Origin of the sequence: Dictyobacter kobayashii, from assembly GCF_003967555.1 — a bacterium.
Taxonomy (GTDB): Bacteria; Chloroflexota; Ktedonobacteria; order Ktedonobacterales; family Ktedonobacteraceae; genus Dictyobacter; species Dictyobacter kobayashii.
The window spans coordinates 1,388,659-1,414,582 of record NZ_BIFS01000002.1; the positions used below are offsets into that span (position 1 = coordinate 1,388,659).

The 25,924-nt window shown below is 48.4% G+C and carries 23 protein-coding genes; 7 read left to right on the top strand and 16 right to left on the bottom strand.

The features are described 5' to 3' along the window. The first annotated feature begins 323 nt into the window (after nt 1-323). Nucleotides 324-2,090, top strand: a complete 1,767-nt coding sequence (locus tag EL645_RS32660) for a reverse transcriptase/maturase family protein (RefSeq protein WP_126556620.1) — start codon at nt 324-326, stop codon at nt 2,088-2,090. Between the two features lie 99 nt (nt 2,091-2,189). On the opposite strand, the gene EL645_RS32665 is transcribed toward EL645_RS32660, so the two are convergent. Next, nucleotides 2,190-2,882: an RHS repeat-associated core domain-containing protein gene (locus EL645_RS32665; protein ID WP_126556649.1), complete on the bottom strand. Its 693-nt coding sequence runs from the start codon at nt 2,880-2,882 to the stop codon at nt 2,190-2,192. A 27-nt stretch (nt 2,883-2,909) separates the two neighbouring features. On the opposite strand from EL645_RS32665, the gene EL645_RS32670 reads away from it, so the two are divergent. After that, nucleotides 2,910-3,134 carry a hypothetical protein gene (locus tag EL645_RS32670; RefSeq protein WP_126556650.1) on the top strand — a complete coding sequence of 75 codons (225 nt, stop codon included), beginning with the start codon at nt 2,910-2,912 and terminating at the stop codon, nt 3,132-3,134. Here the strand turns inward: EL645_RS32670 and EL645_RS32675 are convergent. From EL645_RS32675 to EL645_RS45980, 9 genes are all read right to left on the bottom strand, one after another. Beyond that, nucleotides 3,110-5,341: an RHS repeat protein gene (locus EL645_RS32675; RefSeq protein ID WP_161977882.1), complete on the bottom strand. Its 2,232-nt coding sequence runs from the start codon at nt 5,339-5,341 to the stop codon at nt 3,110-3,112. The two genes, EL645_RS32670 and EL645_RS32675, sit on opposite strands and share 25 nt — an antisense overlap. A gap of 840 nt (nt 5,342-6,181) precedes the next feature. Further along, nucleotides 6,182-6,841: a hypothetical protein gene (locus EL645_RS32685; protein WP_126556653.1), complete on the bottom strand. Its 660-nt coding sequence runs from the start codon at nt 6,839-6,841 to the stop codon at nt 6,182-6,184. Then, the gene (locus tag EL645_RS32690) at nt 6,829-7,242 is read right to left on the bottom strand and encodes a hypothetical protein (RefSeq protein WP_126556654.1); all 414 of its coding nucleotides are present in this window, start codon (nt 7,240-7,242) and stop codon (nt 6,829-6,831) included. Before EL645_RS32690 ends, EL645_RS32685 begins: the two co-directional genes overlap by 13 nt. 92 nt (nt 7,243-7,334) lie before the next feature. Beyond that, a complete protein-coding gene (locus tag EL645_RS32695; RefSeq protein WP_161977883.1) occupies nt 7,335-8,978 on the bottom strand; it encodes an RHS repeat-associated core domain-containing protein in 1,644 nt (547 codons plus the stop codon). A 426-nt stretch (nt 8,979-9,404) separates the two neighbouring features. Continuing rightward, complete coding sequence (locus EL645_RS32700) at nt 9,405-10,295, bottom strand: pentapeptide repeat-containing protein (protein ID WP_161977884.1); 891 nt, start codon at nt 10,293-10,295, stop codon at nt 9,405-9,407. Between the two features lie 100 nt (nt 10,296-10,395). Further along, nucleotides 10,396-11,295, bottom strand: coding sequence for a pentapeptide repeat-containing protein (locus EL645_RS32705; protein WP_161977885.1), 900 nt, complete (start codon nt 11,293-11,295; stop codon nt 10,396-10,398). Nucleotides 11,296-12,404: 1,109 nt separating this feature from the next. After that, nucleotides 12,405-12,920 carry a hypothetical protein gene (locus EL645_RS32710; protein WP_126556658.1) on the bottom strand — a complete coding sequence of 172 codons (516 nt, stop codon included), beginning with the start codon at nt 12,918-12,920 and terminating at the stop codon, nt 12,405-12,407. A gap of 17 nt (nt 12,921-12,937) precedes the next feature. Next, nucleotides 12,938-13,225, bottom strand: coding sequence for a hypothetical protein (locus EL645_RS32715; RefSeq protein WP_136625334.1), 288 nt, complete (start codon nt 13,223-13,225; stop codon nt 12,938-12,940). 35 nt (nt 13,226-13,260) lie between these two features. Then, nucleotides 13,261-13,401 (bottom strand): RHS repeat-associated core domain-containing protein, encoded by a 141-nt coding sequence (locus EL645_RS45980; RefSeq protein ID WP_371865838.1) that lies wholly within the window; start codon nt 13,399-13,401, stop codon nt 13,261-13,263. A 146-nt stretch (nt 13,402-13,547) separates the two neighbouring features. Between EL645_RS45980 and EL645_RS45985 the strand changes: the two genes are divergently transcribed. After that, a complete protein-coding gene (locus EL645_RS45985; protein WP_126556661.1) occupies nt 13,548-13,871 on the top strand; it encodes a hypothetical protein in 324 nt (107 codons plus the stop codon). A gap of 479 nt (nt 13,872-14,350) precedes the next feature. On the opposite strand, the gene EL645_RS32730 is transcribed toward EL645_RS45985, so the two are convergent. Both EL645_RS32730 and EL645_RS32735 read right to left on the bottom strand, forming a co-directional pair. Next, nucleotides 14,351-15,529 carry a leucine-rich repeat domain-containing protein gene (locus EL645_RS32730; RefSeq protein WP_126556662.1) on the bottom strand — a complete coding sequence of 393 codons (1,179 nt, stop codon included), beginning with the start codon at nt 15,527-15,529 and terminating at the stop codon, nt 14,351-14,353. Nucleotides 15,530-15,648: 119 nt separating this feature from the next. Beyond that, nucleotides 15,649-17,289, bottom strand: a complete 1,641-nt coding sequence (locus EL645_RS32735) for an RHS repeat-associated core domain-containing protein (RefSeq protein WP_503827033.1) — start codon at nt 17,287-17,289, stop codon at nt 15,649-15,651. On the opposite strand from EL645_RS32735, the gene EL645_RS39730 reads away from it, so the two are divergent. Genes EL645_RS39730 through EL645_RS45995 form a run of 4 tightly spaced genes read left to right on the top strand, consistent with a single transcriptional unit; the run spans nt 17,203 to nt 18,768 of the window. Continuing rightward, on the top strand, nt 17,203-17,691 hold the full coding sequence (locus EL645_RS39730; protein ID WP_161977887.1) for a hypothetical protein: 489 nt from the start codon (nt 17,203-17,205) through the stop codon (nt 17,689-17,691). The two genes, EL645_RS32735 and EL645_RS39730, sit on opposite strands and share 87 nt — an antisense overlap. A 27-nt stretch (nt 17,692-17,718) precedes the next feature. Next, nucleotides 17,719-18,330: a tyrosine-type recombinase/integrase gene (locus tag EL645_RS45990; protein WP_371865839.1), complete on the top strand. Its 612-nt coding sequence runs from the start codon at nt 17,719-17,721 to the stop codon at nt 18,328-18,330. Then, nucleotides 18,309-18,518, top strand: coding sequence for a hypothetical protein (locus EL645_RS32745; RefSeq protein ID WP_126556664.1), 210 nt, complete (start codon nt 18,309-18,311; stop codon nt 18,516-18,518). Before EL645_RS45990 ends, EL645_RS32745 begins: the two co-directional genes overlap by 22 nt. A gap of 55 nt (nt 18,519-18,573) precedes the next feature. Continuing rightward, nucleotides 18,574-18,768 carry a DUF5348 domain-containing protein gene (locus tag EL645_RS45995; protein WP_161977890.1) on the top strand — a complete coding sequence of 65 codons (195 nt, stop codon included), beginning with the start codon at nt 18,574-18,576 and terminating at the stop codon, nt 18,766-18,768. Nucleotides 18,769-19,187: 419 nt separating this feature from the next. Here EL645_RS45995 and EL645_RS32755 read toward each other — a convergent pair whose 3' ends face one another. From EL645_RS32755 to EL645_RS32770, 4 genes are all read right to left on the bottom strand, one after another. Next, a complete protein-coding gene (locus tag EL645_RS32755) occupies nt 19,188-20,411 on the bottom strand; it encodes a leucine-rich repeat domain-containing protein (RefSeq protein ID WP_161977891.1) in 1,224 nt (407 codons plus the stop codon). A gap of 213 nt (nt 20,412-20,624) precedes the next feature. Further along, nucleotides 20,625-22,568 carry an RHS repeat-associated core domain-containing protein gene (locus tag EL645_RS32760; RefSeq protein WP_126556667.1) on the bottom strand — a complete coding sequence of 648 codons (1,944 nt, stop codon included), beginning with the start codon at nt 22,566-22,568 and terminating at the stop codon, nt 20,625-20,627. Between the two features lie 215 nt (nt 22,569-22,783). Then, entirely contained in the window at nt 22,784-23,302 is a 519-nt protein-coding gene (locus EL645_RS32765; protein ID WP_126556668.1) for a hypothetical protein, read from the bottom strand. Between the two features lie 500 nt (nt 23,303-23,802). Then, the gene (locus tag EL645_RS32770; RefSeq protein WP_126556669.1) at nt 23,803-25,707 is read right to left on the bottom strand and encodes an RHS repeat-associated core domain-containing protein; all 1,905 of its coding nucleotides are present in this window, start codon (nt 25,705-25,707) and stop codon (nt 23,803-23,805) included. Nucleotides 25,708-25,924: the final 217 nt, after the last annotated feature.

Below are 25,924 nucleotides of genomic sequence, written 5' to 3' on the forward strand. Positions count from 1 at the left end.
ATTCCCAGAAGGAGGACGCGGTCTCCCATCGATACAACATCTGGACCTCGATGCTCACGCGTAGATCGGTTTTTATAATGGACCAATCTAACTTCCACGCGAGAGACGTTTGGCACTGAGCCATGATAAGGGAATGAAAAGGCGACCTACCCTGTGCTCGATACGTATCAGGTCACCGGAACGCGGGATCACCTACGGATCTTGAGCAAAGATCTAGGGTGACGGAACACCCATAGTACTCACCACAAGATGCGGGTCCATTCCGCAAAGGGGGAAGGGGTGTAAGGAGTGTATATACCACGAGACAGAAAGGAGCATGAGATATGCGTTCTTCCGACACTGTTCTTGGTATGCTTCAAGATCGAGGCAAACGAGGCAAACCGGTAGATGATCTCTACCGCCAACTCTACAATCCGTGGCTCTACGTGAGAGCGTACGGACGCATTTACGCCAATGCTGGCGCGATGACTCCCGGCTCGACACCCGAGACAGCCGACGCGATGTCGCTCGCCACAATCGAACAGATCATCGAGGATCTGCGCCATGAACGCTACCGCTGGACACCCGTTCGTCGAAAGGAGGTGCCCAAAAAGAACGGGAAAATGCGGCAACTCGGCTTGCCCACCTGGACGGATAAGCTTCTGCAAGAGGTGATTCGCAGCCTTTTAGAAGCCTATTATGAGCCACAATTCAGCGATGCCTCCCATGGTTTTCGCCCCCAACGTGGATGTCATACCGTTCTCAGCCAGATTCAGCAGACCTGGAAAGGCGTACACTGGTTCATCGAAGGCGATATCACCGCCTGTTTCGATCGACTCGATCATACAGTTCTTTTGAAAATACTGGCTGAAAGAATCCATGACCCACGCTTTCTGCGCTTAATCAAACAGCTGCTTCAGGCCGGATACCTTGAGGACTGGCGCTATCACACCACGCTAAGTGGAGCACCACAGGGTGGCATTGTTTCACCCATACTCAGCAATATCTACCTGAACCAACTCGACCACTTCATGGAAACCCATCTGATCCCACGCTACACGCGAGGGACGGTCCGCCAACATAATCCGGTGTATCAATCTTTCATCAAGAAACGCGCCAGGGCACGCCAAAATGGGGAGCACCGCCAGGCTCTTGCCTACCTGCGCAAAGCCCAACAACTCCCAACGAAGGATCCGTTTGATCCTACGTACCGGCGCCTGCGGTATATCCGCTATGCAGATGATATGCTACTCGGATTTGTCGGATCGCGCAAGGAAGCAGAACAGATCAAGCAGGACCTGGGGAAATACCTGCAAGACGAACTCAAGCTAGAATTATCCCAGGAAAAGACCTTGATCACGCATGCCCACAGGCAAGCGGCTCGCTTCTTGAGCTATGACATCCAGGCCCAATACTGCAACGAGAAACTCTCCGCAGACGGGCGACGGCGGGTCAATGGACATATCGCTCTTCGCGTTCCCATGGATGTGGTGAAGAAAAAGCTTGCGCTGTACCAACGAGGAGGAAAACCACTCCGACGCTTCTCGCTGGCTTCCCGCTCTGATTATACCATCTTGAATACTTTTCAAGCGGAATATCGGGGATTTGTCCAGTACTATCTGCTGGCGGTGAATGTGTCCTGGCTGCACCGGTACCGTTGGGCGGTCCAACAATCCTTGACACACACGCTGGCAGCGAAGTATCACAGCACAACTCGTGCCATGGTCAAGCGGTTCCAAACCCATATTGAAACCCCATATGGACCCATGAAGGGTTTCGAGGCAACCCTGGCACAAAAAGGAGGGAAACCACCGCTGGTCGCACGGTTTGGAGCCATTCCTCTGAGGCGAAACATACACGCAATGCTCGTCGATCAACAACCGCCCACCATCCGCTATGAGCAAAAGGAGGTGATACGAAGGCTCATGACGGGCACCTGTGAACTCTGCCAGATCAAAGATGATCAGTGCGTCGTTCATCAGGTCCGCAAACTGGACGATCTGAGAAGGATGGGACAAGTCCGACCGGAGTGGGCGCAGATGATGCTAAAAAGAAGAAGGAAAACCCTGATCGTTTGCCAACCCTGCCATGCTGCTATCCACGATGGATAAAGAGCAGGCAGAACGATTGAGAAGAAGACACGAATGGAGAGCCGGATGAGTTGGAAACTCTCACGTCCGGTTCGGAGGAAGGGGACGGGAAACGTGCTGCTATGCAGTAACGCGCCAGTTCCCTATCCTACAGTAGAGCAAGCCCGTCTGGGTATCGAGACGCTGGCCCGTAAAGTTGAAGGGCGAAAGCATGGTGCCGTCACTATAACGAGTTGCCCCAAAGGGTGAGAAGAGTTGCACCGCTTGCACCGAGCCATCAGATCGCAAGGCAATGCTGTTGCTGCCCAGGAAGTCAGGCATCAGATAGGAGAAAGTGCCATCCTGGCGCATTGCCACTTTTTGTCCACCTGCACTGTAGTACTTGGTAGTCGAAGTGGTGCCGCCAGTGATGGTGACATCTGTAAAGCCATCGAAGGAGATAGTGTCACTCGTCGTGGTCGTGCTTCCGACGGTGTTGCTGGCTCGTTGCAGCACTCGTTGACCCGAATTGTCATACAGGTATTGATCGCTGGCCGTGGTCCCACTGGGCGCGGCCCAGGTATCGAGACGACCCTCGTTGTCGTAGGTCATGATGGCTCCGCTCTGTGCGGCATCACAACTGTGACCCGAGGTGGTATCGACGTTGCGGCAGGTTATATTGCCCATCGCATCATAGCTGGCATACTGGTTGGGGATGTTACCCAGCGTGACTGCACCATGCGTTGGGAAGGTGCCATAGGTTTCGCTGCCAGAAGGTCCATTGGTTAAGCGATCCAAGGCGTCATAGCTGTAGTATTGCTGATAGGTGCCCACTGTGCTGCCGTTGGGAGCCAGACCACAATGATTGCCCCCGGTGGGCGTGCCTGTATTGCCGGACCACACCAATCGGTTGAGATCATCGTAACAGAAGGACTGGCTGTCGGTCTTGGTGCCATTGGTGGTGGTGGGAACTGTGGTGTTCAGGTTGATGACATTGCCGACATTGTCATATGTGCGCGTCTGGCTCCAGAAGGTCGTGCCAGAACGGGTGGCTGTGCTGGTCAGCGGGCGCTGATGCCATCATAGGACAGGCTCGTGGAGAAAACCGGCGTTGGCCCACTCGTCGGAACAGCGGTACCGCCAAAGGCCATGCCTGAGAACTGTCCGGCGTTGGTGTAGCTGACTTGCCCGACCAGGAAGGTGACTGGATTGGTGACACCAGCACCACCAAAGTAGGCGGAACGCAGATAGTCGTTGCTATCATACTGCGAGGTCACCAGTTCTCCATCGGGATAGTTCAGCGTGGTCAGTTGCCCCATATCGTTGTAGGATGCGTTGACCATTTGCGTCGTCGTCGTGCCATCGGCCGTCACCGAGAGGCCACTTTGATCGGGGCGTCCCCGTTCGTCATACCCAGAACAGCGCCAGCCGCTGCCAGCCGTCGAGCGAAACGTGTCAGCCGTCTCGTTTCCAATGGGATCCGAGGCGAACGAACCGGTCGGTGCCGCACACCCCGAGGGGAAGGCCACGCCAGTGTTGCTGCTATTGTCATAGCTATCGTAGAAGAAGGTGGCATAGGCACTGCTGCTACAGGGATTAACCGAGGCCGACGTGGTGCCTTTACACAGCGAACGATTGAGCACGTCATAGCTGACATAGGTGCTCTGTCCACGTGGGTCCGTCTGACTGAGCACATTGCCATCGCCATCATAGCTGTAAACCCAGTTATTGCCCAAGTCACTATCGTTCATCCCCACCTTGCGACCAACGCCGTCATAGGTAGCGCTTTGGGACGCCACGATGGTGGAGGTAGCATCAAAGGTATTGGTCGACACCAGATTGCCCACCGTGTCCCGGTTGTACTGGATCGTGCGCACCACCGTATAGGGATTGGTTCCAGTAAAGACCTGGTCGTAGCGATGCCGTCCCAGCGCATCAGTATAGCTGACCTGCTGGTGGTTGTAGGCATCCACGGTGATGGTGCGTTCAAACGGGGTCGTTGACTGCTCCTTGGTAAAGCCGGGCAAGGCATTGGCGACCTGGTAGGAGACACTGGTCGAGAGCACAATGGTCGAGGTATCCTGATAGGTCACACTGCCCAGAGGACGACCCAGGCCATCGTAGATGGTCACGGTACGCGCCTGCGCCAAATTGGGCGCGATATAGCCAGTCCCCGAGAGCGCCGAGATAGCATACGGCAGGCTTTTTGTTATCCTGGCGCGTCCAGTAGAGTCATAGTCATAGATGGTGTAGGTAATCAGCGTTGAAGAAATCTTGGGCACTTTCGACCACAGATTGGGACCGGGTGCTTTGGTCTCAATCAGGCGCCCCTGTCCATCGTACCACTGCTGGGTGGTCACGGTTTGCGTGCCGCCGCTCACGATGCGCGTGGTCGTGTCCAGTTCCAGGCACGGTGCTGTTGAACCCTGGCTACAGGTATTCTTGTAGGTGTAAGTCGTCGTGGGACTGGTCAGCGTATCATCAGGAGCCGCGACTGCCGTCAGCCGTCCCAGCACATCATACTGATAGGCGGTGCTCTGGCCATTGGCATCTTTGGTGGCCATCAGCCACTGCCCATAGCCCCCAGCTGCCGTGCTATTGTAGTCTGCCTGCACCAGCTGATTCTTGGCATTGTACGCCTTGGTCAGATGGGTGCCAAAGCCATCATAGCTCGCGCAGGCCGTATATTGAGACGCCCCATTGGTACAGCCTTTATGACTATCAGGGTCAAGCGTGGCTACTGGCATTCCAGACGCATCATAGGTCGCCTGATTGACCACCATTGGCCCGGGTGCGTTACAGCTATTGCTGGGATCACTATAACCGGTATGGTCTTCAGTGCGTGTCACATCCGGCAAGGAAGGGGCGGTCGTAAAGGCGCTATTGCCCCCATAGAAGGTAGCGTGACATCCATACTGCGTCCCAGACGCACTCTGCGTCTTGGTCAAGGCCGGGAGGTTGGTCAGGTAGACCGAACTCAGCGGGTTATCGTTGGGGTAATAGGTGGATTTCGAGATATAATGATTGCCATTGACATCATTGGCCGTGACATCCACCTGGTTCACATTGCCATAGTCATAGCCGTTGACGTCGCTCGACCCCTGGTTATCGCCATCATAGCTAGAGGTGGTCGTTTTATGGACCACATTGCTATTGCTCTGATACCCATACTGGTCGGTCACCCCATCCACCTGATACTGATCCGTTTGCGTGACCCGTGGATCACAGACCACCACCGGGTTGTTGCGATCTAACTGGCTGGTCATGTACTGCTTGCCCACATCAGAGGGCAAACCTGCCGCTCCCGCACTATGGCCCACCCCAGGAGGAGGACACATCGTCAGGTAGTTCCAGGTCTGCGCTGAGAGCAGTTTGCCATCAATCCCAAAGTTCAGGGATTCCTTCTCTTTGCCCGCCAGGCCTGGATCAGCACCCCAATAGGGGGAGACGCCACAGTTGGCGACATTGTTAAATTTGTAGTAGCAGGTGATGCCACTAGTGGCGATGCCGGGTCCGCTGGTGGAATAGAAACTATGCTGCTGCGAGGAGCCATCGGCTGGATCCCTGGATGTTGCTCATGGCGTGCGGAAAAAGAGCACCATGGTCTATACGGAGAAACGTTGTTGGGTCTGCAATGCGATGATCACCGGGAGTCAAAGCGACACTGCCTGTAAGGTGCAGTGTCGCGACCGGCTCTATGCCGGTCGCTATTGCATCGAGCGTCATAAAGAGGAATCCTATAGCAGGAATCACCCCTATCTTCTGCAAATCGGCGCGTGGGCCGAAACCTTACGCTACTAAACATGGCACTGCGCCTTCTGCAAGGGTCCATTTGAGAGCCTAGACCATTTTGTCCCGGTGAACCACTGACTGATCATGTGTGAAATGTACAAAAATTGCTGACGCATAAGGCCACTCGGACACTATGGATCAAACCCCAGCGGTAAGGCAGACTACTCAAACGCCCATCCTCAACTCCTCTCAAGTCACCACAGACAAGAGTCCGGCTACGAAAGAGCATTTGTTGCGTAGTCACCAGTTAGTGGATTTCTATCCCTTCTCTTCGTTACCAATAAATACATCTCTAAATTTCAAACGTTCATTTTTAATTATTGCTATTCCTAAGCAGTTGACTAATCAAGTTTTCCTTCTCTGCTATATAATTGTTGCTCGTCCCGAGTCCATATATGTCCATCAACCTTGTCAATGTAAGCATATAAGTAATTTTGCTCATATAACGCCCGAGAAAATGTACCCAAAAGCCAATAAGGGGTCCAGAGCCATTCCACTAACTTAACGGGACCCAAAGGCTCATTAGGAATCACCCTTTTATGCTGTTCCATAATAATCGGTTCTGCCATAAGCAGAGCTTCGGAAAGAGGAATTTGAGGTTCTCGATAGATGGATGGGATATAATTTGCCCATGCTCCAGCCTCTTGCAACCGAAGCGCCAACGTTTTGGCTAGCTCATATGGAAGATCCAATTTCAAAAATGGAAAGACGATCCATTGTTCATACGACTCAGCCATTCTTTCATTCTTCATAATATGAGCCTGCAACCATTCATCTGTCAGTTGAGGAATAGACTGAAGCAGGTCTTGTAAATGCGGCTGAGTATGGCAAAATCCTGATATTGCAAGGTCGTAGGTATCATAACGCTCGGGCCAACGCGTCATAGGCAAACCAGCAGCATATGCTTCTGCGTACCTCTTCTTTCTTTTGATTACTGTAGACTCGTCATTAAGATGCCTCAAGTCCTCACGCGACCAGAGATGTTCATCTAATTTATCCACAAAAACAACAAAGTAATAGCCCCCTCCTTGACTTCAAATTGCCAACATACACCTCTATCAATAATATTCAGCGACTGAGAAAAAGGTGTTTCAGGGAATTTCTCATTCCACTGTTGTGTAAGAACATGTGTCGCATACACCTTTGCTTGCCCAATAGAGAGCGTTGGGGTTCGATAGGTTGATAAGAGTCGGTATCCAACAGCACCTGCAACGATCAGGCATTCCAAAAGCATGGAAGCCAAAGAGGCTGATAGGTCTAGACCGAGAAACCCTGGTGCTTGTTCCTTCTGAACAATGCAAGCTTGGAGATAGGAATCTTCTAATACAGGGACCTGCTCCATCACATGACTCAGGTCAGGTTGAGAAGAACAACCATGCTGAAGAAAAATATCATACATCATACTTAAACATCCATTCTTTACCTAAGCAGCCATACTATCATTATAATAGCATGGCTGCTTGAGCATGAGCAACCAAAACACGTCGGCGACACTTAACGCTTGAATACTGCCCTTTCACTAAACATTTTCGCGAATGCGCTTAATGATATGGAATAGGAAGTAGGATTGCCATTACCAATGAGTGGACTAGGATCTCGCACATACACGTTCTCACTATCGATACGATCGACAATGATTGAATGCAACTGAATTTCACTAGTATCCTTATTTATTCCTACTCCTATGGAAGCGACTGCAGGATTGCCATGTGATGTAGATGTTTCTAAATCATCAATAGTAGCATCATTCGAAAAAGTATAGCCATCCACTCCATTCCTAGATAAGTAGAAAGGTAAATTTTCTAATCCTCCTCCTGTCAGCTCTGGATTTTGAATCCCTAAACCAGCTATTGCTCCATCTTCAGTTGCGTTGTCACCCGTTACCCCTGCGTCTAGTAGCTTCATAACAGCACAAGCTGCAGTGCAAGACATCCTATATGTTTGTTTTGTGAGATTATAAGGAGTTGGATACGGTCCTCTAGTAATCGGTCCAGGATTTTCAGGATCTTTGTAACCTTCACCTCCATAACCATTTCTTGTAGGTGGAACTCCTTCACCATCTGCTGCTAATCCCGCTGCTTCTCCCAGAAGGCCTCCAGCTAAAGCTTCTGGTCCAAAGAGGCTTCCCAAAGCTAAATCGATCAAAACAGATGAGATGAGAAAGTTCCCTGTTTCACAATTATAGTCACATGGCGGCTGCGGTGAAACTAGAACTCCTGGCACAGATGCATCCGTGTAGATATTAGTCCATCCACCAGAACTTGCCGAATAAATAGGAGGTGCCGTTGAGGCACTGTTCCAATCACTCAGGCTAGTACTACTTCCACTCACATCATTCATAGCACGAAAATGCCCAGTTGGATCGGTTGCAGTTTCTGGGTTTCCTCTGACATAGGCATAGGGATCCAGACCAGACCCATTCGTTTCAACAGTATCCGCACTGATAAATCGCCCGCTCATGACGTCATAGTAGCGAGCACCATAGTAGAGCAGGCCGGTCTGGGTATCCAAGCGTTGTCCAGTGAAGTTGAAAGGCGAAAGCATGGTGCCATCACTGTACCGGGTTGCCCCAAAGGGCGAGAAGAGTTGCACCGCTTGCACCGAACCATCAGAGCGTAACGCGATGCTATTGCTGCCCAGGAAGTCGGGCATCAAATACGAGAAGGTGCCATTCTGGCGCATCGCCACTCGTTGTCCACCAACACTGTAGTATTTGGTGGTCGAGGTCGTGCCACCAGTGATCGTCACATCCGTGTAGCCATCGAAGGAGATAGTGTCACTCGTCGTGGTCGTGCTTCCGACGGTGTTGCTGGCTCGTTGCAGCACCCGTTGACCTGAATTGTCATAGAGAAAATGATCACTGGCCACAGTCCCATTGGGTGCCACCCAGGTATCGAGACGGCCCTCGTTGTCGTAGGTCATGATGGCACCGCTCTCCGCGGCATCACAGCCGTGACCAGAGGTCGTGTCGACGTTGCGGCAGGTCATGTTGCCCATGGCATCATAGCTGGCATACTGGTTGGGCACGTTGCCCAGCGTGACCGCGCCGTGTGCCGGGAAAGTGCCATAGGTCTCGCTGCCGGAGCGTCCACTAGTCAGCCGGTCCAGGGCATCGTCGCTGTGTTGCGGTGGTAACAAAAAGCGCCCCATCGGGTCTCAACCCGTCTACCAGCATCTCTTTCGTCTTCAAAATCACTGGTACATGTCCATGCAAAGACATAAAAAACAACGAAAATCTTCCCCGTTGCTGTCTACATATATCGCTTCACTTTTTTTAGAGAAAACAAATGGATGGGATTGTCATCTGTTCTCATGCTGAGACCGACCCAGTAGTCCAAAACAAAATGGGTCAAGCTCATAATCATATCCGGCGGCACTTCCGGTTGGACAAAGAGAGTTTCATTATCTCTCAATGCAAAATGCACTCAACAACGCCTTTAAAACCTCTACAAGAGTGTGCCAAGCTCATAAAAATGATGATAAAGCAGATACCTCACGTGCATTCATAGCTTCATTGTCATCCTCGCCACAGATGTAGCGAAGAACACCTCCAACAGTGCATGCTCACACTTCATCCCACTCCTCATCCTCCTCTTTGTCCCACTCCCTCCAATAATCATAGTATGGTCCATCATTTGAGGTCAGAAGATCATGAGATAGCGTCACCTGGTCCCAATCCACAAGCGCTCCATCAAACAAGGTGCCAGCCACCATCGTCTGCTTAAAATAGGCCTTCGTGAGGTCGGCTCCCCGGAGATCCGCTCCTCGTAAATCTGCTTTGGCGAAATTAACTTTCCTCAAATCCATATTTCTCATGAGCGCTCCATACAGATTGGTCTCTCTTAGTAAAGCACCACGGAGTTTGAGGTGCATGAAATCAAGGCCATTGCGAGCTTCCAGGAGGTTCGTTCTCGATAAATTGGTCCAGCGGAAATCAGCTCCAGTCAAATCAGCCCCGGCAACATTGGCATCATAGATCTCACATTCACTCGCGTAGATGCCTGCAAGATTGGCCCCTCGAAAGTCCGAAGATTCAAGAATGGATTTGCGAATCGTCGCTTTTTGTAAGTCCGCATCACGCAACGTTGCGTCATTCATAGAGACACCCACAAGGAACGCGCCTTGCACATTGGCCGCACTCATATTGATATTACTACACGCCGCTGCATACAGATCAGCGCCACGCAAATCAGCCCCCACAAAAGACGCTTCAATTAAGCAAGCACAGCTCAAGGAAGCTCCGACCAAGAGGGCACCATCAAAATTGGCACAGGCAAAATTCATATAATGAAATGTGCATTTCGAGGCATTCACTCGTTGTAATTTATCTGTCCACTCTTCACCACCGGAGAGATCGGTTCCACTGAGATCCGGCAGGATGTGTGAGTGTTGTTGACGCCATGCTTGCCAACGCTTGGGCTCAAAAAACAGGCCAAGATGTTCTGGATTGGCCATTACCATTATTCCTTCCTACATACATACATACATACATACACAAAAATACAGCATTGATTCACACCAGAAGGAGCACCACAGAAAAGTATGGATGAGCGGCTTATACGTTCTTCCACTTCTGGAGGTCTCGCCAACATTGGCGCGTATGTACAGGCCACCACCCCTTTGGCTTCCTATGCAAGGTCAAGACATCATTGGATCGCGTTATCGCATCCCAATCGAGGAGGGCACCATCAAGGAGGGCACCATCAATCATCGTTTGGTCGAAGATAGCTCCAGTCAAGTTGGCTCCTCGAAGATCCGCCCCCCGTAAATCGGTACGCTGGAAATAGACGTGTCGTAAATCCATTTCTCGCATGAGCGCTCCACACAAATTCAGTTCGTTCAGATTCGCCTGACTCAAATGTATCCGGGTGAGATCGTTTCCCTGTTGTGTTTCCAGGATATTCACTCTGCGGACATCGGCCCCTTTCAAATCAACGCCCGTAAGATCAGCCCCAGCAACATTAGCACCCACGAGCACCACTTCGCACGCGTGCGCGCCTGCAAGTGTTGCCTCTCGAAGATCAGCGAAACGCAAGTCAGCTCTTCTAAGATGTACCTTCCGTAAATCGGCAGCCCTCAACTGCGCATACTCCATCTTTGCGTTCACCAGCCATGCTTCCTGCAGATTGGCATGAGACATATTCACCCCGCGGCAGCGCCCAAAAGAAAGATCTACGTGACGCATGTCAGCAAACGCAAAAGAGGCATTGCAGAGTCGGGCCGAGTTGAGGAATGCATGGGTGAAGCGGCCTCTGTCGAAGTTCACATCCGTCAAATTCATGTAACTCAGATCAGCATCTGACCAATTGACGCGTTGTACATTTCTGTTACCCAGGTGATCAAGAGACGACACATCACTCGCACTCAAATCTGGCTCAATGTCTGGAAACTGCAGGCGCCAAGCCTCCCATTGTTGTGGATCGTCAAAAAGCTGGAGATGTGCTGGATTGGCCATCACTGGTGCTCCTTCTATTTCTCTCGTATAAATCAATACTCTAATATCATTATCTCTGTGCAGAGACAACAAACAGGCAAGCCGTTTGCAAGAAGACAGATTTCTTTCTGCATGCGGCTTACCCCTAGACATTTTTATCCTTCGATCCTAGATAAGGATAATATCAACTCTGATACTTGTCGCAATACTCCATCAGGGCTAAGGTACTAATAGACTGAGGTGATTGTCGCCCCATTTATATTTGATAGCTTGTCCACCCAATCCGGTATTCTTGGTTGACATTTGTAGCATGGTGCTGGGTCGATAACGTAATTAACAGTATAAGACTGACCAGGCTTTGCCCGATTATTTAATTGGCCTGTTGCCCAATTAAATAATTGCTCCTCTGCATGAGTATTCTTTTCAGAGCCGGGAATTATACCAGATGGTGGTCCAAACTTCCACGTTTTCGAACTGGACAAAAGCGAGGCAATCTCACACCGTTTAGTGTAGCTGTATCACAGACTGGTTAAGCATGTAATTTATTTGTTTTCGGCGGATGTTTTTTTTAACTCCCCTTAGCCAAACCGCGACAGATTCCGCCAGCCAACCCAACCAATACAGTAACGCAAATAGCAATTAGCCTTAAGACACCCTCAAAAACAAACAAATCAAGCAATATAAGTAAAGCCAACAAAAACAATGCTAGAAAATAAAGATTCATTAAAAGATTGACGTACTTTCTCAATATTCACCTCTTTCACTTTACTCATACAACTCATTCTTTAACTTCATGTGTACAAACTTCCTGCAAAGAATGACCGAGTATCGTAACGATCATTTGTGGTTCTGCTAGCTTGTAATATAACCTTTGCTACAAACTAGCAGAGAGTACGAACGCGATATGCAAGTTCTTCTCTAAAAACCATAAACAATTCTTAGCGTATCATGTAAAGATTTTATGAAATCGCACTCCTTCAAGGTAGTGCTTAGGTCTGAAAATAACTCGCACATCGCATTGAGTATGCAAAATAAGTATGACTTAGCTTATTTTATGCAATGGCACATAAAGCATAAATCCTACTCACACCCTTAAGCTAAGGTATGTTCGCCAAGCATTAACAATGAAATCATGCACACACAGATGCTTTGCTCGTCTGACACCATTGGGCAATTTGAACAGGTGTTTCCGAATCAATATACGCATCGTTTACTTGGCTCCAAGCAATAGTGGTATTCAACACTCCAGTAGAGCTGGTCACTATCGATCCAGCTTGGTCTTTTATCATACTTGTGACATCTTTTATGCCTTCCTTAGCAACATCGGCCATTGCTTTACTTAATCCTCCGCCGAAGAAGAAGCCTATAGCTTCAACAACAGTTTTTCCTGCATCCCACATAGCAGATAACGTTTGGATAAAAGCCATGGCAGCTAATACTCCTGCCGGAATCGTAGCGCCATTCTTTAGTGCAATATCTCTCCAAAGTTGAACTCCATGAACAAGCAGCGTTAAAATATCTCCTGTTATATCTTCAAAATTTTTAGCAATAAGATCGGCTATCATATTTCCTACATCTTGAACCAAGGATATCCCATCAAGAGCAATAGCGACGCTGTTTCTAAAGTCCGTATTACTCTGTTTCATAGCCTCCTTTATTTTTTTTATTTGATCGGAACTATATTTCCCACTATTCTCATCATCTGGTGGAGGGGTACGATACATACAACCACCACAAGACGAGCCTCCTCCAGCAGTTGGTTGACCACCTCCTCCAGCTCCACCAGATCCACCGCTTCCTCCTGAGCCACACACAGCCATGTTGTGACAGGCATCATCAACGCCACTGATGCCAGGAGGAGGTGAAGGATCAGAAGGTGGTGGCGGCAGACCAGACCCATACGTACAATCGCCATCCGTATTACATCTGCCATGACCCGTGGGATCGGCAAACGTCTCGGGATTGCCTTTCACATACGCAAAGGGATCAAACCAGACGCATTGGTTCTACGTATCCGCACTGGTAAAAACGACCACTACTCGAAGCATCATAATACCGCGCGTTATAGTAGAGCAAGCCCGTCTGGGCATCGAGACGCTGGCCCGTGAAGTTGAAGGGCGAGAGCATCGTGCCGTCACTGTACCGCGTTGAGCCAAAGGGAGAGAAGAGTTGCACCGCCTGTACCGAGCCATCGGCTCGCAGCGCGATGCTGTTGCTCCCAGGAAGTCAGGCATCAGATAGGAGAAAGTGCCATCCTGGCGCATTGCCACTTTTTGTCCACCTGGACTGTAGTACTTGGTAGTCGAAGTGGTGCCGCCAGTGATGGTGACATCTGTAAAGCCATCGAAGGAGATAGTGTCACTCGTCATGGTCGTGCTTCCGACGGTGTTGCTGGCTCGTTGCAGCACTCGTTGACCCGAATTGTCATACAGGTATTGATCGCTGGCCACGGTGCCGTTGGGCGCGACCCAGATAGCGAGACGGCCCTCGTTGTCGTAGGTCATGATCGCCCCACTTTGAGCGGCATCACACCCGTGACCCGAGGTCATGTTTCCCGTGACGTCGTAGCTGGCATACTGGTTGGGAACGTTGCCTAACGTAACTGCTCCAGATGCCGGAAAGCTGCCATAGGTTTCAATCTTCAAGGAACCATTGATCAAACAATCCAAGGCATCATAGCTGTCGGATTGCTGGTAGGCACCAATAGTAATCCCCCTAGGGGTCAAACCGCAATGACAGCTATCGGTCGGAGTGCCAGTATTGCCAGCCCAGACAATTGAGTTCACATTGTAACAGAAGGATTGATTATTAGTTTAAGTACATTAGTAGATTCAAGGAACTTGAATACAAAATTGATGATATTGACCACATTGTCATGCGTGCATATCTGGCTCCAGATGGTTGTTCCATTACAAGGGTTGCGATAGTTATCAGGTATTGGATGCCATGATAGAACATGCTCGTTAAGGGCATGGGCATTGAGACGTTACTAGTAGTAGTGCTGTATCCAATAGTCGAATCTTAATTGGTTATACAGCCCAAAGATCACCTCAATCCACCATAATCTGACATTCGTTTATGCACCAGAAGATTTCAAAGATCGGAAATAGGATAAAATCTCCTCGAGTGTCGCATTTTCGATTACTTCAGGTGAAGGCGTTTGCAACAACGGAAGCTCGCTAAGATCAATTTCCTCAAGATTGCGTAACTCACCAATTTCCGCTGGCAAAGCAGTGAACTTATTAGAAGAGAGATCAAGATAGCGCAGCTTTTGAAGCCTCCCAATCTGAGGTGAAAGAGATTGAAAACGATTCCCCGATAGGACAAGCTCTTCTAGCAACTCCAAGGACCAGAAGGTATCAGGTAGTATGCTGACCAACGTTCCACAAAGGCGAAAAAATTTCAATCGCTTCAAATTGACAATCTCTGATGGAATCCTCCGCAACGCAATATCCATAATACTGAGGATCTGAAGAGATGCAATTTCCCAAACGGCTGGCGAGAGTTCTTGAAGGGGAAGGTCGCTGATGCCAAGCCAATCTAAACGGTGCAAATGCTTTAACTCAGCCGGAAGCGATTGAACGGGCAACGAATGCAAACCTAAATCGATAAGCGAGTGAAGATTCCCAATTGCAGGTGAGATATCCTCCAGAGGAAGACTCATCAAAAAGAGCTTCTCTAGCCTTTCAAGCTGATACAATTCTTCGGGCAAAGAGGTAAGCGGACTAGCAAATAGCGATAAAGAACGCAAATTTGTGAGCCGTCCAATTGCAGGTGAGATACGGTGTAAAGGATTTCTATTTAGAATGAGTTCTTCAAGAGATTGCAACTGCACAATTTCATCTGGAAGATTCTGAATGGCGTTCTCTTGCAGATCAAGTGTCTTCAGTGAAGAAAGTGCAAGGATTGCTTCAGGAAATTCTTCAAAGTGATTCACTTTAAGATCAAGAGTTGTCAAGTGTGATAATGCCTGCAACGACTCAGGAAGAGTACACAACCGAGCACATCGGCGAACCTCAAGATTCTGTAACTGTGTCAGTTGAGAAATCTCAGATGGCAATTGCTCCATTTGGTCAAAACCAGATAGTCGCAAAGATTGCAGGTGACTCAGTTTCCATAGATCCGATGGAATCGAACGCTGTTCGTCCCCGGAGAGGATCAATTTTATTACATCTCCATAGTCATTGTACTCAACAGAACGTATCATTTTTCCTGATACTTGTTTTATCTTTTGGATTAGTGCTTCGTCATTCATTAATTTACCCTACTTTCTTGTGCAGATATTAACAACAAACAGGCAAAGCCTACCATACCGGTAGACTTTGCACGGCAAATTGACTCTATCTTAGCACACTTACAGAAACGAAAGTATACTCATGGCACGCTTAGGAATGTCGGACTACCGCCAGGATTGAAAACTGCAATCCCACCAGACCATCCCAAGTAGACAGTACGATTTGTAGCATTAGCTAAGAGTTGCGCATTCCCCTGACAAGCATCACAAGGAGGGCTGCCCTTAATTTGATATTCTCCAACCCTTATGATCCCATCAGAATCAGTTATTTTTCCTCCATTTTGTAGAGCGTTAAAAATATCTGCAAGACAATGGGTTTCGGCACATTTGCCATTGTGAGGGCTATCGATAGCTTTAGAGCCCCCAATATTTGTTTCAGAATTACCTCCATTCCTACCCCCAATGACGTTTTGCTGGCTATCCTCTGAATTGGATATAGCAATCGCTTTAAGACTACCACTGTTAGGTTTAAGGTTCTGAAAAAGCATTTTAGCGTCTGCTGCAAGTTTGCTACAGGCAGTATCACCCCAATTATGAACAATCCACTGGCCATCTCCAACAGTAAACGTATGATCTTGGGTAACCTCAAGGTTATACATCACCTGAACGCCTGGCACACTTTTCCATGCTGTCACTTCGCTAATAACACCATTAGCCTCAATGACATGCATTCCAATATGCAGTTGTCCAACTGGAACAAACCCTTTTTCAAGCGTCAAGAATGGATGTTTCTTATTAGTATGTAAAGTTTCACTACTCTGATGAGTCGTTTTTTCTTTTGGAGAAACAGTTTTGGTGGTTAAAGTAAGATCAACAAGATCATCGTCATGGTTAATCCAAACATGTCTGATGGGCTCAAGCTCCATCTTTTTCGTCTTCTGATTGTACGCCCAGACTTTTTCTCCGGGTTTTAAATGACCAATGTCTTGTTTACCTGTCTCAGTCGAAACCTTAGTGGCATAGGCAAAACTCAATCCTCCTTCACAGGGCAGCATAGAAGCATTTCCTTCTTCCTGGCTTAGAGTTAAAGCATCCTCTCCTGCCATGTTTAAGGTATTAACTTCTTCCTCTCTTAAGGCATTCATTTCCTCTGCTTCTGCTCCTAGAGCAATGGGTTCAAGCTCTGGCTGGATAAGAAGAGCAGCATCTATGACAGCACTCGAAACAAGAAACTCTCCTGCTTGACAATTCTCATCACAGGGATGCGGATCCTTATTAAGCTGATCATTAAACCATTGAGGATACGTGACAAAAGATGGTTCTGTATTACCAGGAAGATAAGTGTAATCTACTGGCGTACCAAATTGAGTAACAGTACTTACATCAGTCACACCATCTGGAGAGGTAATAGATGTTTGATTTTCACCGCCATCAGGTCCGATATGAGCATGACCTGTTGGATCTGTTGCAGTTTCTGGGTTTCCTTTGACATATGCAAAAGGATCCAAACCAGAGCCATTCGTCTCAACAGTATCGGCACTAATAAATCGTCCACTCGTGGCGTCGTAATAACGGGCCCCATAGTAGAGCAAGCCCGTCTGGGTATCGAGACGCTGGCCGGTAAAGTTGAAAGGTGAGAGCATGGTGCCATCGCTATAGCGCGTCGCGCCAAAGGGCGAGAAGAGTTGTACCGCTTGCACCGAACCGTCCACCCGCAGGGCAATGCTGTTGCTCCCCAGGAAGTCGGGCATCAAGTAGGAGAAGGTCCCATCCTGGCGCATCGCCACTCGTTGTCCACCAACACTGTAATACTTGGTGGTCGAGGTGGTACTGCCGGTGATGGTCACATCCATGTAGCCATCAAAGGAAATGGTATCGCTGGTGGTGGTCGTGCTTCCTACCGTGTTGCTCGCTCGTTGCAGCACCCGTTGACCCGAATTGTCATACAGGTATTGATCGCTGGCCACGGTGCCGTTGGGCGCGACCCAGGTGGCGAGACGGCCCTCATTGTCGTAGGTCATGATGGCCCCACTTTGAGCAGCATCACAACCGTGACCCGAGGTCGTATCGACGTTGCGGCAGGTCATGTTACCCATAGCATCGTAGCTGGCATACTGGTTGGGAACGCTGCCCAGCGTGACCGCTCCGTGTGCCGGGAAGCTGCCATAGGTTTCACTGCCTGAGGGCCCATTGGTCAGCTGATCCAGCGCATCAATGAGTGGGAACAAGTTCGTCCAAAGGGGCAACCATCTCACCTAGATAGAAAGACAGGCGAATTGGTGCAGTTTCTCTTCTCCTACCGAGGTGTCCGTGTCGCAAAATCATACATCAACAACTCGCTGATTCCACATTTGTGCCGCAAGGCTGGTATTCCTGAACAAGATAGTCGAGGGAATATTACGAGTCATCGAGCACGGGCTAGTATTGCTTCTCAGCTTTACAATGCGAAGGAGCCCTTAACCATATATGAACTGATGCAATATCTTAGTCACAAAAGGCTTTTATCTACACAGCATTATGTACAGGTTGATCCCACCAAACTCGCAAGCAAAGTAACGAAAACAGGGTATCTGGAGCAGAATCTGGCCACCATTGAGGTGCTCTTAGACAAGAAGCAGTACGCAGTGGAGCGGCAGCACATGGCGAACCCTGGAAGTACTACGACTTGGGTCATGGCTACTGTGTCAACGATTTCTGGGCCGAGTGCAAACACCGTATGGCCTGCACCCGCTGTCCCTTTTACCGTCCGAAAGAGTCTCTCGCCGACCAACTTCTGGAAGGCCAAGCGAACCTGCTGCGCATGTTGGAGTTTGTACAATTAACCGAGGAGGAAAAGTTGCTGGTTACCGAAGGAGTTGAACTGCACCAGACACTCATTGAGCAACTTGCTCATACACCGACACCAACAGGTCTCACCCCTCGTGAGATGGAAACGGTGCCAATCGGAGAAACTACCGTTATTCCTGTGAAAACCGTCCGACGAAAAGCACGGAAAACACACAGCGAATGATGAGCAATCAGCAGATTCATGAGGGCCTGCTGGTTCTGGATCACAACAGACGCTATTGCATCTGCGAACCAGAGACGCTAGCATTGCAAACTATCACCTTGACATAGGATACACTCTGGATATCTGGCTCAATCGTGAATGGGTGAGTGGCTGTGTGGAAGGGGACGGACAAGACTACTGGCTCTTTGTGAAGACTGGCGGCAAATTTGTGCTTGCTGAATGTATGAAGGTTCGATACAGAGAACCTTAGTAGGGAAATCAGCAAGAGGACCTGGTTGAAACATCTCCTCTTGCTGATCCAAAGTGTTGTTTTTGATGATACATAATACACCGCTACAAATGGCACTGCGCCTTCTGCAAGGGTTCCTTTGAAAGTCTGAACCATTTCGCCCCAGTGAGCCAGGGTACGCGACTTGAGCCGGAAATGTCGTTCCCGCCTGCCTTCAGTGCCAGGTCGTTAAAGGCGGCCTGCTTCCCCAAGAAGTAGAAGCCATCCCCTATGACATCGCAGAACATATCACTCGTTATCTCCAGAGGTGTGCCCCGAGCAGTCTCAAACACAGTAGGAAGAACCTGAACGTGCCTCTCTGGCTGGAATAAATTTCAAATTACCATGCTAGCGCGAGAAAAGATCTGCAGGTACAATATATAGCGACATCATGGCGTTAGCTATTCCAAATCACTACTTAATTCAGTCAAATCAGGAAGTGCCATTACCTCCAAGGGTATTTCTTGTAAAGGATTGCCTGATACATCCAGAGTCGTTAATTTTCGTAGTTGCCCCATCTCCTTCGGAAGCTCTCGAAATTGATTCTGGCGCAGATCTAAGTAATCCAAATGATGTAGCTGCCAGATTTCTACGGGAAGTTTGCCTAAGTGATTATCTGCAACAACTAGCCCTTCTAAATGTTCTAATTGCCCAATTTCTTTCGGGAGTTCTTTGAGATTATTACCAGCCACAGAAAGATCTTCCAAACTTCTTAATTGCCCAATTTCTTTCGGGAGTTCATTTAAATGATTGTATTCCAGGTCCAAACTGAGAAGATGGTGAAGTTGTAAAAGAACATCTGGAAATTTTTCTAGCTGATTATGACCTAGACGCAAAAAGGATAGCTTCTGTAAAGAAGATAAATCATCTGGGAGATCTCTTATCTGATTATGAAAAAGGAACAAATCTATTAAAGATGTCATTTCATTAAGCTCAGAAGGAAGCGATCGAAGAACATTCTGAGAAAGATGCAATTTTTTTAAGCACTTTAGTTGTCCAATTTCTCGCGGGATAGCTTCTAGTTGATTTTCGGACAGGTATAGCTCTTCCAATTGAAGTACAAAGCAGGCGGATACAGGAAAAATCGATAAGTCATTGGCTGTTGCATCAATGAAGCGAAGCTTTTTTAATAAGCTAATCTCCGATGGCAAAGATGTTAAACCATTATACTTCAAATTTAAACGCTGTAAATCATGTAATGATCCTATCTCCTCAGGAAGTGATATCAGATGGCGATTATACTGCAGAATAAGAGATTCAAGGGATGATAATTGACCAATTTCTTTTGGGAGAGAAGACAGGCGGGTATGGACTACCTGTAGCTGTCGCAAATTCAGCAATTCGCCAATGGTGGGTGGTAAAGATATAATGCGTTGTCCCGCAATGGATAATTGCCTCAAACTCTTTAATTTACGAATATCTGGTGGAATAGCTTCAATATGATCGCCTACTATATCGAGTTCCTGTAGAGTATCTAAGCTCCATAGTTCCTCAGGAATTGAGGACGCATTTCGAACAACACACCTTAAGTTCTTTATAATATCCTTATCGTCGTACACAACATGGCTGAATTCTATGCCCTTCTCCTCAAGCAATTTCAGCAATTCAACGCTACCTTTAGACATTTGACATACCTCCATCAAATGCAGCCTTAAAAAAAGGCAAATAATGTATTCGATAAGCTCAAGAATCTTCTGCATATGCAGAAGATTCTTGAGCTTTATACTCTATTTATATTATCATAGCCTACTTAGCAAGGCAGAATCATGTCAAAATGTAGACATTATAATCATTTCCTCCTTTCAAATAGTTAAAAATGCTTCTAGCCATTACTCAATTTAACGAACTGGGTCAAATATCAGCCAGTTAATGTTTCCATTAGCATCAATTGTACCAACCCAAACACGCCTCTCTGACCATTGAGCCAGTCGATATGCATTAATGCGGCACTCGTCACATGAAGCAAAACCAGACTGCTGCTTCTCAACAACCACAATTTGATCTGGTAAGTCAGCTTTTTTTGTCTCGCCTATCGCACAAAATATTGTGCTTCCACCACATGTACCACCTTTTGTTGCAGTCCACGTTTGTTGATCACCAATTTGAGGATTAGCCGTCTCACCTCCTTTAAGGTGAGTTTCTGTTACGTAACCGCCATTCGGTGATCTTACATTGGAAGATGCGCCTGCAAGCCTCTGCTTATTATATTGGGCATTGCTTTGGGCATTCACTGCATCATTGTAAATGTCACTAAGTGGTCTGTCTGTGCCTAGATTTGGCGTCTGTGTAGTAGGAGTACCAGGTCGAGGCTCGTTATAGAGTAAATTTGTTAAAGTACTCCGTGCCTGTGGTCCAGGCTCATTTAACTGGGCCTCTATAGCATTGATTTCATTTTGGCGCAGAGTATTTCTTACAAGGTCTTCCCCGCCATCGACCGCAGCAACGCTTTCATTGCCATATAACAGGTCTTTAACTACAAAAGGCAAACCTGAATCATTACCGGTGTTTTCTTGATCATCTGGGTTTTCATCGAGACGGCGTTTACCAGTTGGATCATTGAAAGTTTCAGGATTTCCATGAACATAAGCATAAGGATCCAATCCTGAACCATTTGTCTCTACCGTATCTGCACTGATAAAGCGACCGCTATTCGCATCATAATACCGCGCGTTATAGTAGAGCAAGCCCGTCTGGGTATCGAGACGCTGGCCCATGAAGTTGAACGGCGAAAGCATGGTGCCGTCACTGTACCGGGTTGCGCCAAAGGGCGAGAAGAGTTGTACCGCTTGCACCGAGCCATCTGCCCACAAGGCAATGCTGTTGCTCCCCAGGAAGTCGGGCATCAAGTAGGAGAAGGTCCCATCCTGGCGCATCGCCACTCGTTGTCCACCAACGCTGTAGTACTTGGTGGTCGAGGTTGTACCGCCGGTGATGGTGACATCTGTAAAGCCATCAAAGGAGATGGTGTCGCTGGTGGTGGTCGTGCTTCCGACGGTGTTACTGGCTCGCTGCAGCACCCGTTGACCCGAATTGTCATACAGGTATTGATCGCTGGCCACGGTCCCATTGGGGGCTACCCAGGTATCGAGACGGCCCTCGTTGTCGTAGGTCATGATGGCCCCACTCTGCGCGGCATCACAGCCGTGACCAGAGGTCGTATCGACGTTGCGGCAGGTCATGTTCCCCATGGCGTCGTAGCTGGCATACTGGTTGGGCACGTTGCCCAGCGTGACTGCGCCGTGCGCCGGGAAGGTGCCATAGGTTTCACTGCCCGAGGGTCCATTGGTCAGGCGATCCAGGGCATCATAGCTATAGGATTGCTGATAGGTACTCACCGTGGTGCCGTTGGGAGCCAGACCACAATGATTGCCGCCGGTCGGGGTTCCGGTATTGCCGGACCACACCAAACGGTTGAGATCATCGTAACAGAACGATTGGCTATTGGTCTTCGTCCCATTAGTTGTGGTGGGAACCGTCGTGTTCAGGTTGATGACGTTGCCCACATTGTCATACGTGCGCGTCTGGCTCCAGAAGGTCGTGCCGGAACGAGTTGCCGTACTGGTCAACGGCCGCTGAATGCCGTCGTAGGAGAGACTCGTCGAGAACACGGGGGTTGGCACATTGGTCGTGAGGCCTGTACCGCCAAAGGCCATGCCAGCGAGTTGTCCAGCGTTGGTGTAGCTGATTTGACCCACCAGGAACGTGGCCGGATCGGTCGTGCCTGCACCGCCGAAGTAGGCTGAGCGCAGGTAATCGTTATTGTCATACTGAGAGGTGACCAATTCACCGTCTGGATAGACCAGTGTCGTGAGCTACCCCACATCGTTGTAGGAGGCATTGACGGTCTGCATGGTAGTGCCATCGGCCGTCACCGAGAGGCCATAAGGTGCACCGTGGCCTGAGCCGAGCCAAACATCGAAGAAATCCAGAAAATACCCCCTACTTGATTATATAAGCACTAAATACTCCGCTTCGGCGCCGAAAAATGCATTTGTGATTAGTCATCAGTTAACGCAGTTCTATGAGCTTCTCCAGATAATCTCTTTCTTTGTAATCTCTTTCTTTTCCAATTATCTATGAACATTATTTGTACAAAGATTAAAAACATTATTAATACTGAGTATATTAACGTAAATGGCTCACGCATAGTAGTTATTATAGGGAAAAGGAATAGACACAAAAAAGCGCCCAGCATTGTAATTAGAGATGCAAAAAAATACTCTTTTCCGGCAATAACAAGCTTATGAAGTAATATTTCTCCTGTTAAAAAAAGAAGCATAAAACAGAAAAATGCAATTATTAGTATAATAATTGCATTAATATAAAATAGAATAATTGCAAAAAAAGCTGTTATGCTGGCGTTTCCGAATATAAGCAGCGGGAGATTATTCCCATTAAATCCTGTTTCTCCTTTTTCTTTTTGAATTCTATAGTTTCGCAAGCTTAAAGTTAAGCAAATAAAGCCCACAATTGACAAAAGGATTCCTGGTGAAAGAATGAGAATTGTTTGAAACATTTCATATCTCCATTGCTCATGAACTATAGTGATGCAGTTTATTTTGCATCCGCGTGAGACTTCTCTAAAAATCCTACTCTTCCCAACGATCACGTGCAAGAGTGGCCAACGATATGACCGCCAGTTTGATATAAAATTTTAATCTGAAAACTGATGGCACAATAAAGCTAAAAGCGAAAGATAACCACAATGGCATAAACACGACTCTAGAAAGTCACTGATAGGCTGTGGGAACGTGTTCTCTCTTGATCTCTTAACGCCTCTCTACCACAAAAGCTGATATCTTACTACTGACAACAGACAAATGTTTCCGCCATATCTACGTACCGAGTTATAAACTATAACTAGGCCAAGCGCGATATCTACATCATCAAAATGTGCTAACAACTTGAACTTCCCAAATTGTTAGCACATGTATTTGGTTATTCAGATAAAGAATACATTCAAAATACCTCAGTACATCAAAGGCGAACTTACGTCCCTGAACAACCCAATCCTCGCTACTTGGAGTTTATGTCTCCAAGCAACTGTTGACTATCGTTAAATAGAACATCGGTATACAGCACCCCGTTGACAAAACTCCCCACAGTATTCATAGCTAATTGCACCGTTGCATTTATCTGTGATTTACCAATATATGTACCTGTAACTTTCCAAAATCCCTTCCAGCTGGCACGATAAGTGTTTCCTGGGTATCTTCCAATTTGCATTATGTTCTTAGCAAAACCAACCAAATTGATAACGGCAGCAACAGCGTCTGAGGCTACCTGAAGTACATCGAGAAATATTTTGAATCCCTTACTTGGTGAACCATCTAAGGAATTAAGAATATTACTTACACCGTTCTTCATTACCAATATTAAGGTTGAAGAGAACATCTGAAATGCTTGAGCAAGTAACCAAAGGACACCACCGCTCTGAAACATGCCAATACCGGCAAGGATAAGTGTGGTAAGTGACCCAAAAACCTCCGCTGCGCCTTGATAAAACAGGCTTGTATGCTTTACACATAAACCAAAGATGCTTGTGTAACCACATCCATGTGCTGCACTTTGAGATCTTTCCTGTGTCTTTGTCTGCGTTGTTGATTGAGTTAAATCTTCTCCCGTATAGCCCCCTCCGCCAGCACCTGTATCCCCTGTATTATTACCACCAGGGCCACACACAGACATATCATGACAGGCATCGTCGACATTACTCGTACCTGCAGGTGGCAGTGAGTCAGGCGAAGGTGGTGTTGGATCAGAGGAAGGTGCATTCACGCCACACGAATCTGCGGTACCACATCGGCCTTGACCCGTCGGATCGACAAATGTCTCAGGATTACCCTTGACATACGCAAAGGGATCCAAACCAGAACCATTAGTTTCAACGTTATCCGCACTGGTAAAACGTCCGCTATTCGCATCATAATACCGTGCATTATAGTAGAGCAAACCCGTCTGGGTATCAAGGCGCTGTCCGGTGAAGTTGAACGGCGTGACCATGGTCCCGTCACTGTACCGGGTTGAGCCAAAGGGCGAGAAGAGTTGCACCGCTTGCACCGAGCCATCAGAGCGTAGCGTGATGCTGTTGCTCCCCAGGAAGTCGGGCATCAAGTAGGAGAAGGTCCCATCCTGGCGCATCGCCACTCGTTGTCCACCAACGCTGTAGTACTTGGTGGTCGAGGTTGTACCGCCGGTGATGGTGACATCTGTAAAGCCATCAAAGGAGATGGTGTCGCTGGTGGTGGTCGTGCTTCCGACGGTGTTACTGGCTCGCTGCAGCACCCGTTGACCCGAATTGTCATACAGGTATTGATCGCTGGCCACGGTCCCATTGGGGGCTACCCAGGTATCGAGACGGCCCTCGTTGTCGTAGGTCATGATGGCCCCACTCTGCGCGGCATCACAGCCGTGACCCGAGGTCGTATCGACGTTGCGGCAGGTCATGTTCCCCATGGCATCATAGCTGGCATACTGGTTGGGAACGTTGCCCAGTGTAACCGCGCCGTGTGCCGGGAAAGTGCCATAGGTCTCGCTGCCCGAGGGTCCATTGGTCAGGCGATCCAGCGCATCATAGCTGTAGGATTGCTGATAGGTGCCCACCGTGGTGCCGTTGGGAGCCAGGCCACAATGATTGCCACCGGTTGGTGTGCCAGCATTGCCGGACCACACCAGACGGTTGAGATCATCGTAACAGAAGGATTGGCTATCGGTCTTGGTGCCATTGGTCGTGGTGGGAACCATCGTGTTCAGGTTGATGACGTTGCCCACATTGTCATACGTTCGCGTCTGGCTCCAGAACATGGTACCAGAACGGGAAGCCGTGCTGGTCAACGGGCGCTGAATGCCATCGTAGGAGAGGCTCGTCGAGAACGTCGGGGTCGGCACATTGGTTGTGAGACCCGTACCACCAAAGGCCATGCCAGAGAGTTGTCCAGCGTTAGTGTAGCTGACCTGACCAGCCAGGAACGTGACCGGATCGGTCGAGCCTGCACCGCCGAAGTAGGCTGAGCGCAGGTAATCATTATTGTCATACTGTGCGAGGTGACCAGTTCGCCATCCGAATGGTTCAATGTGGTCAGTTAATTGGCATCTTTATAGGACGCGTTGACTGTTTGCGTGGTCTTGGTGCTGTTGG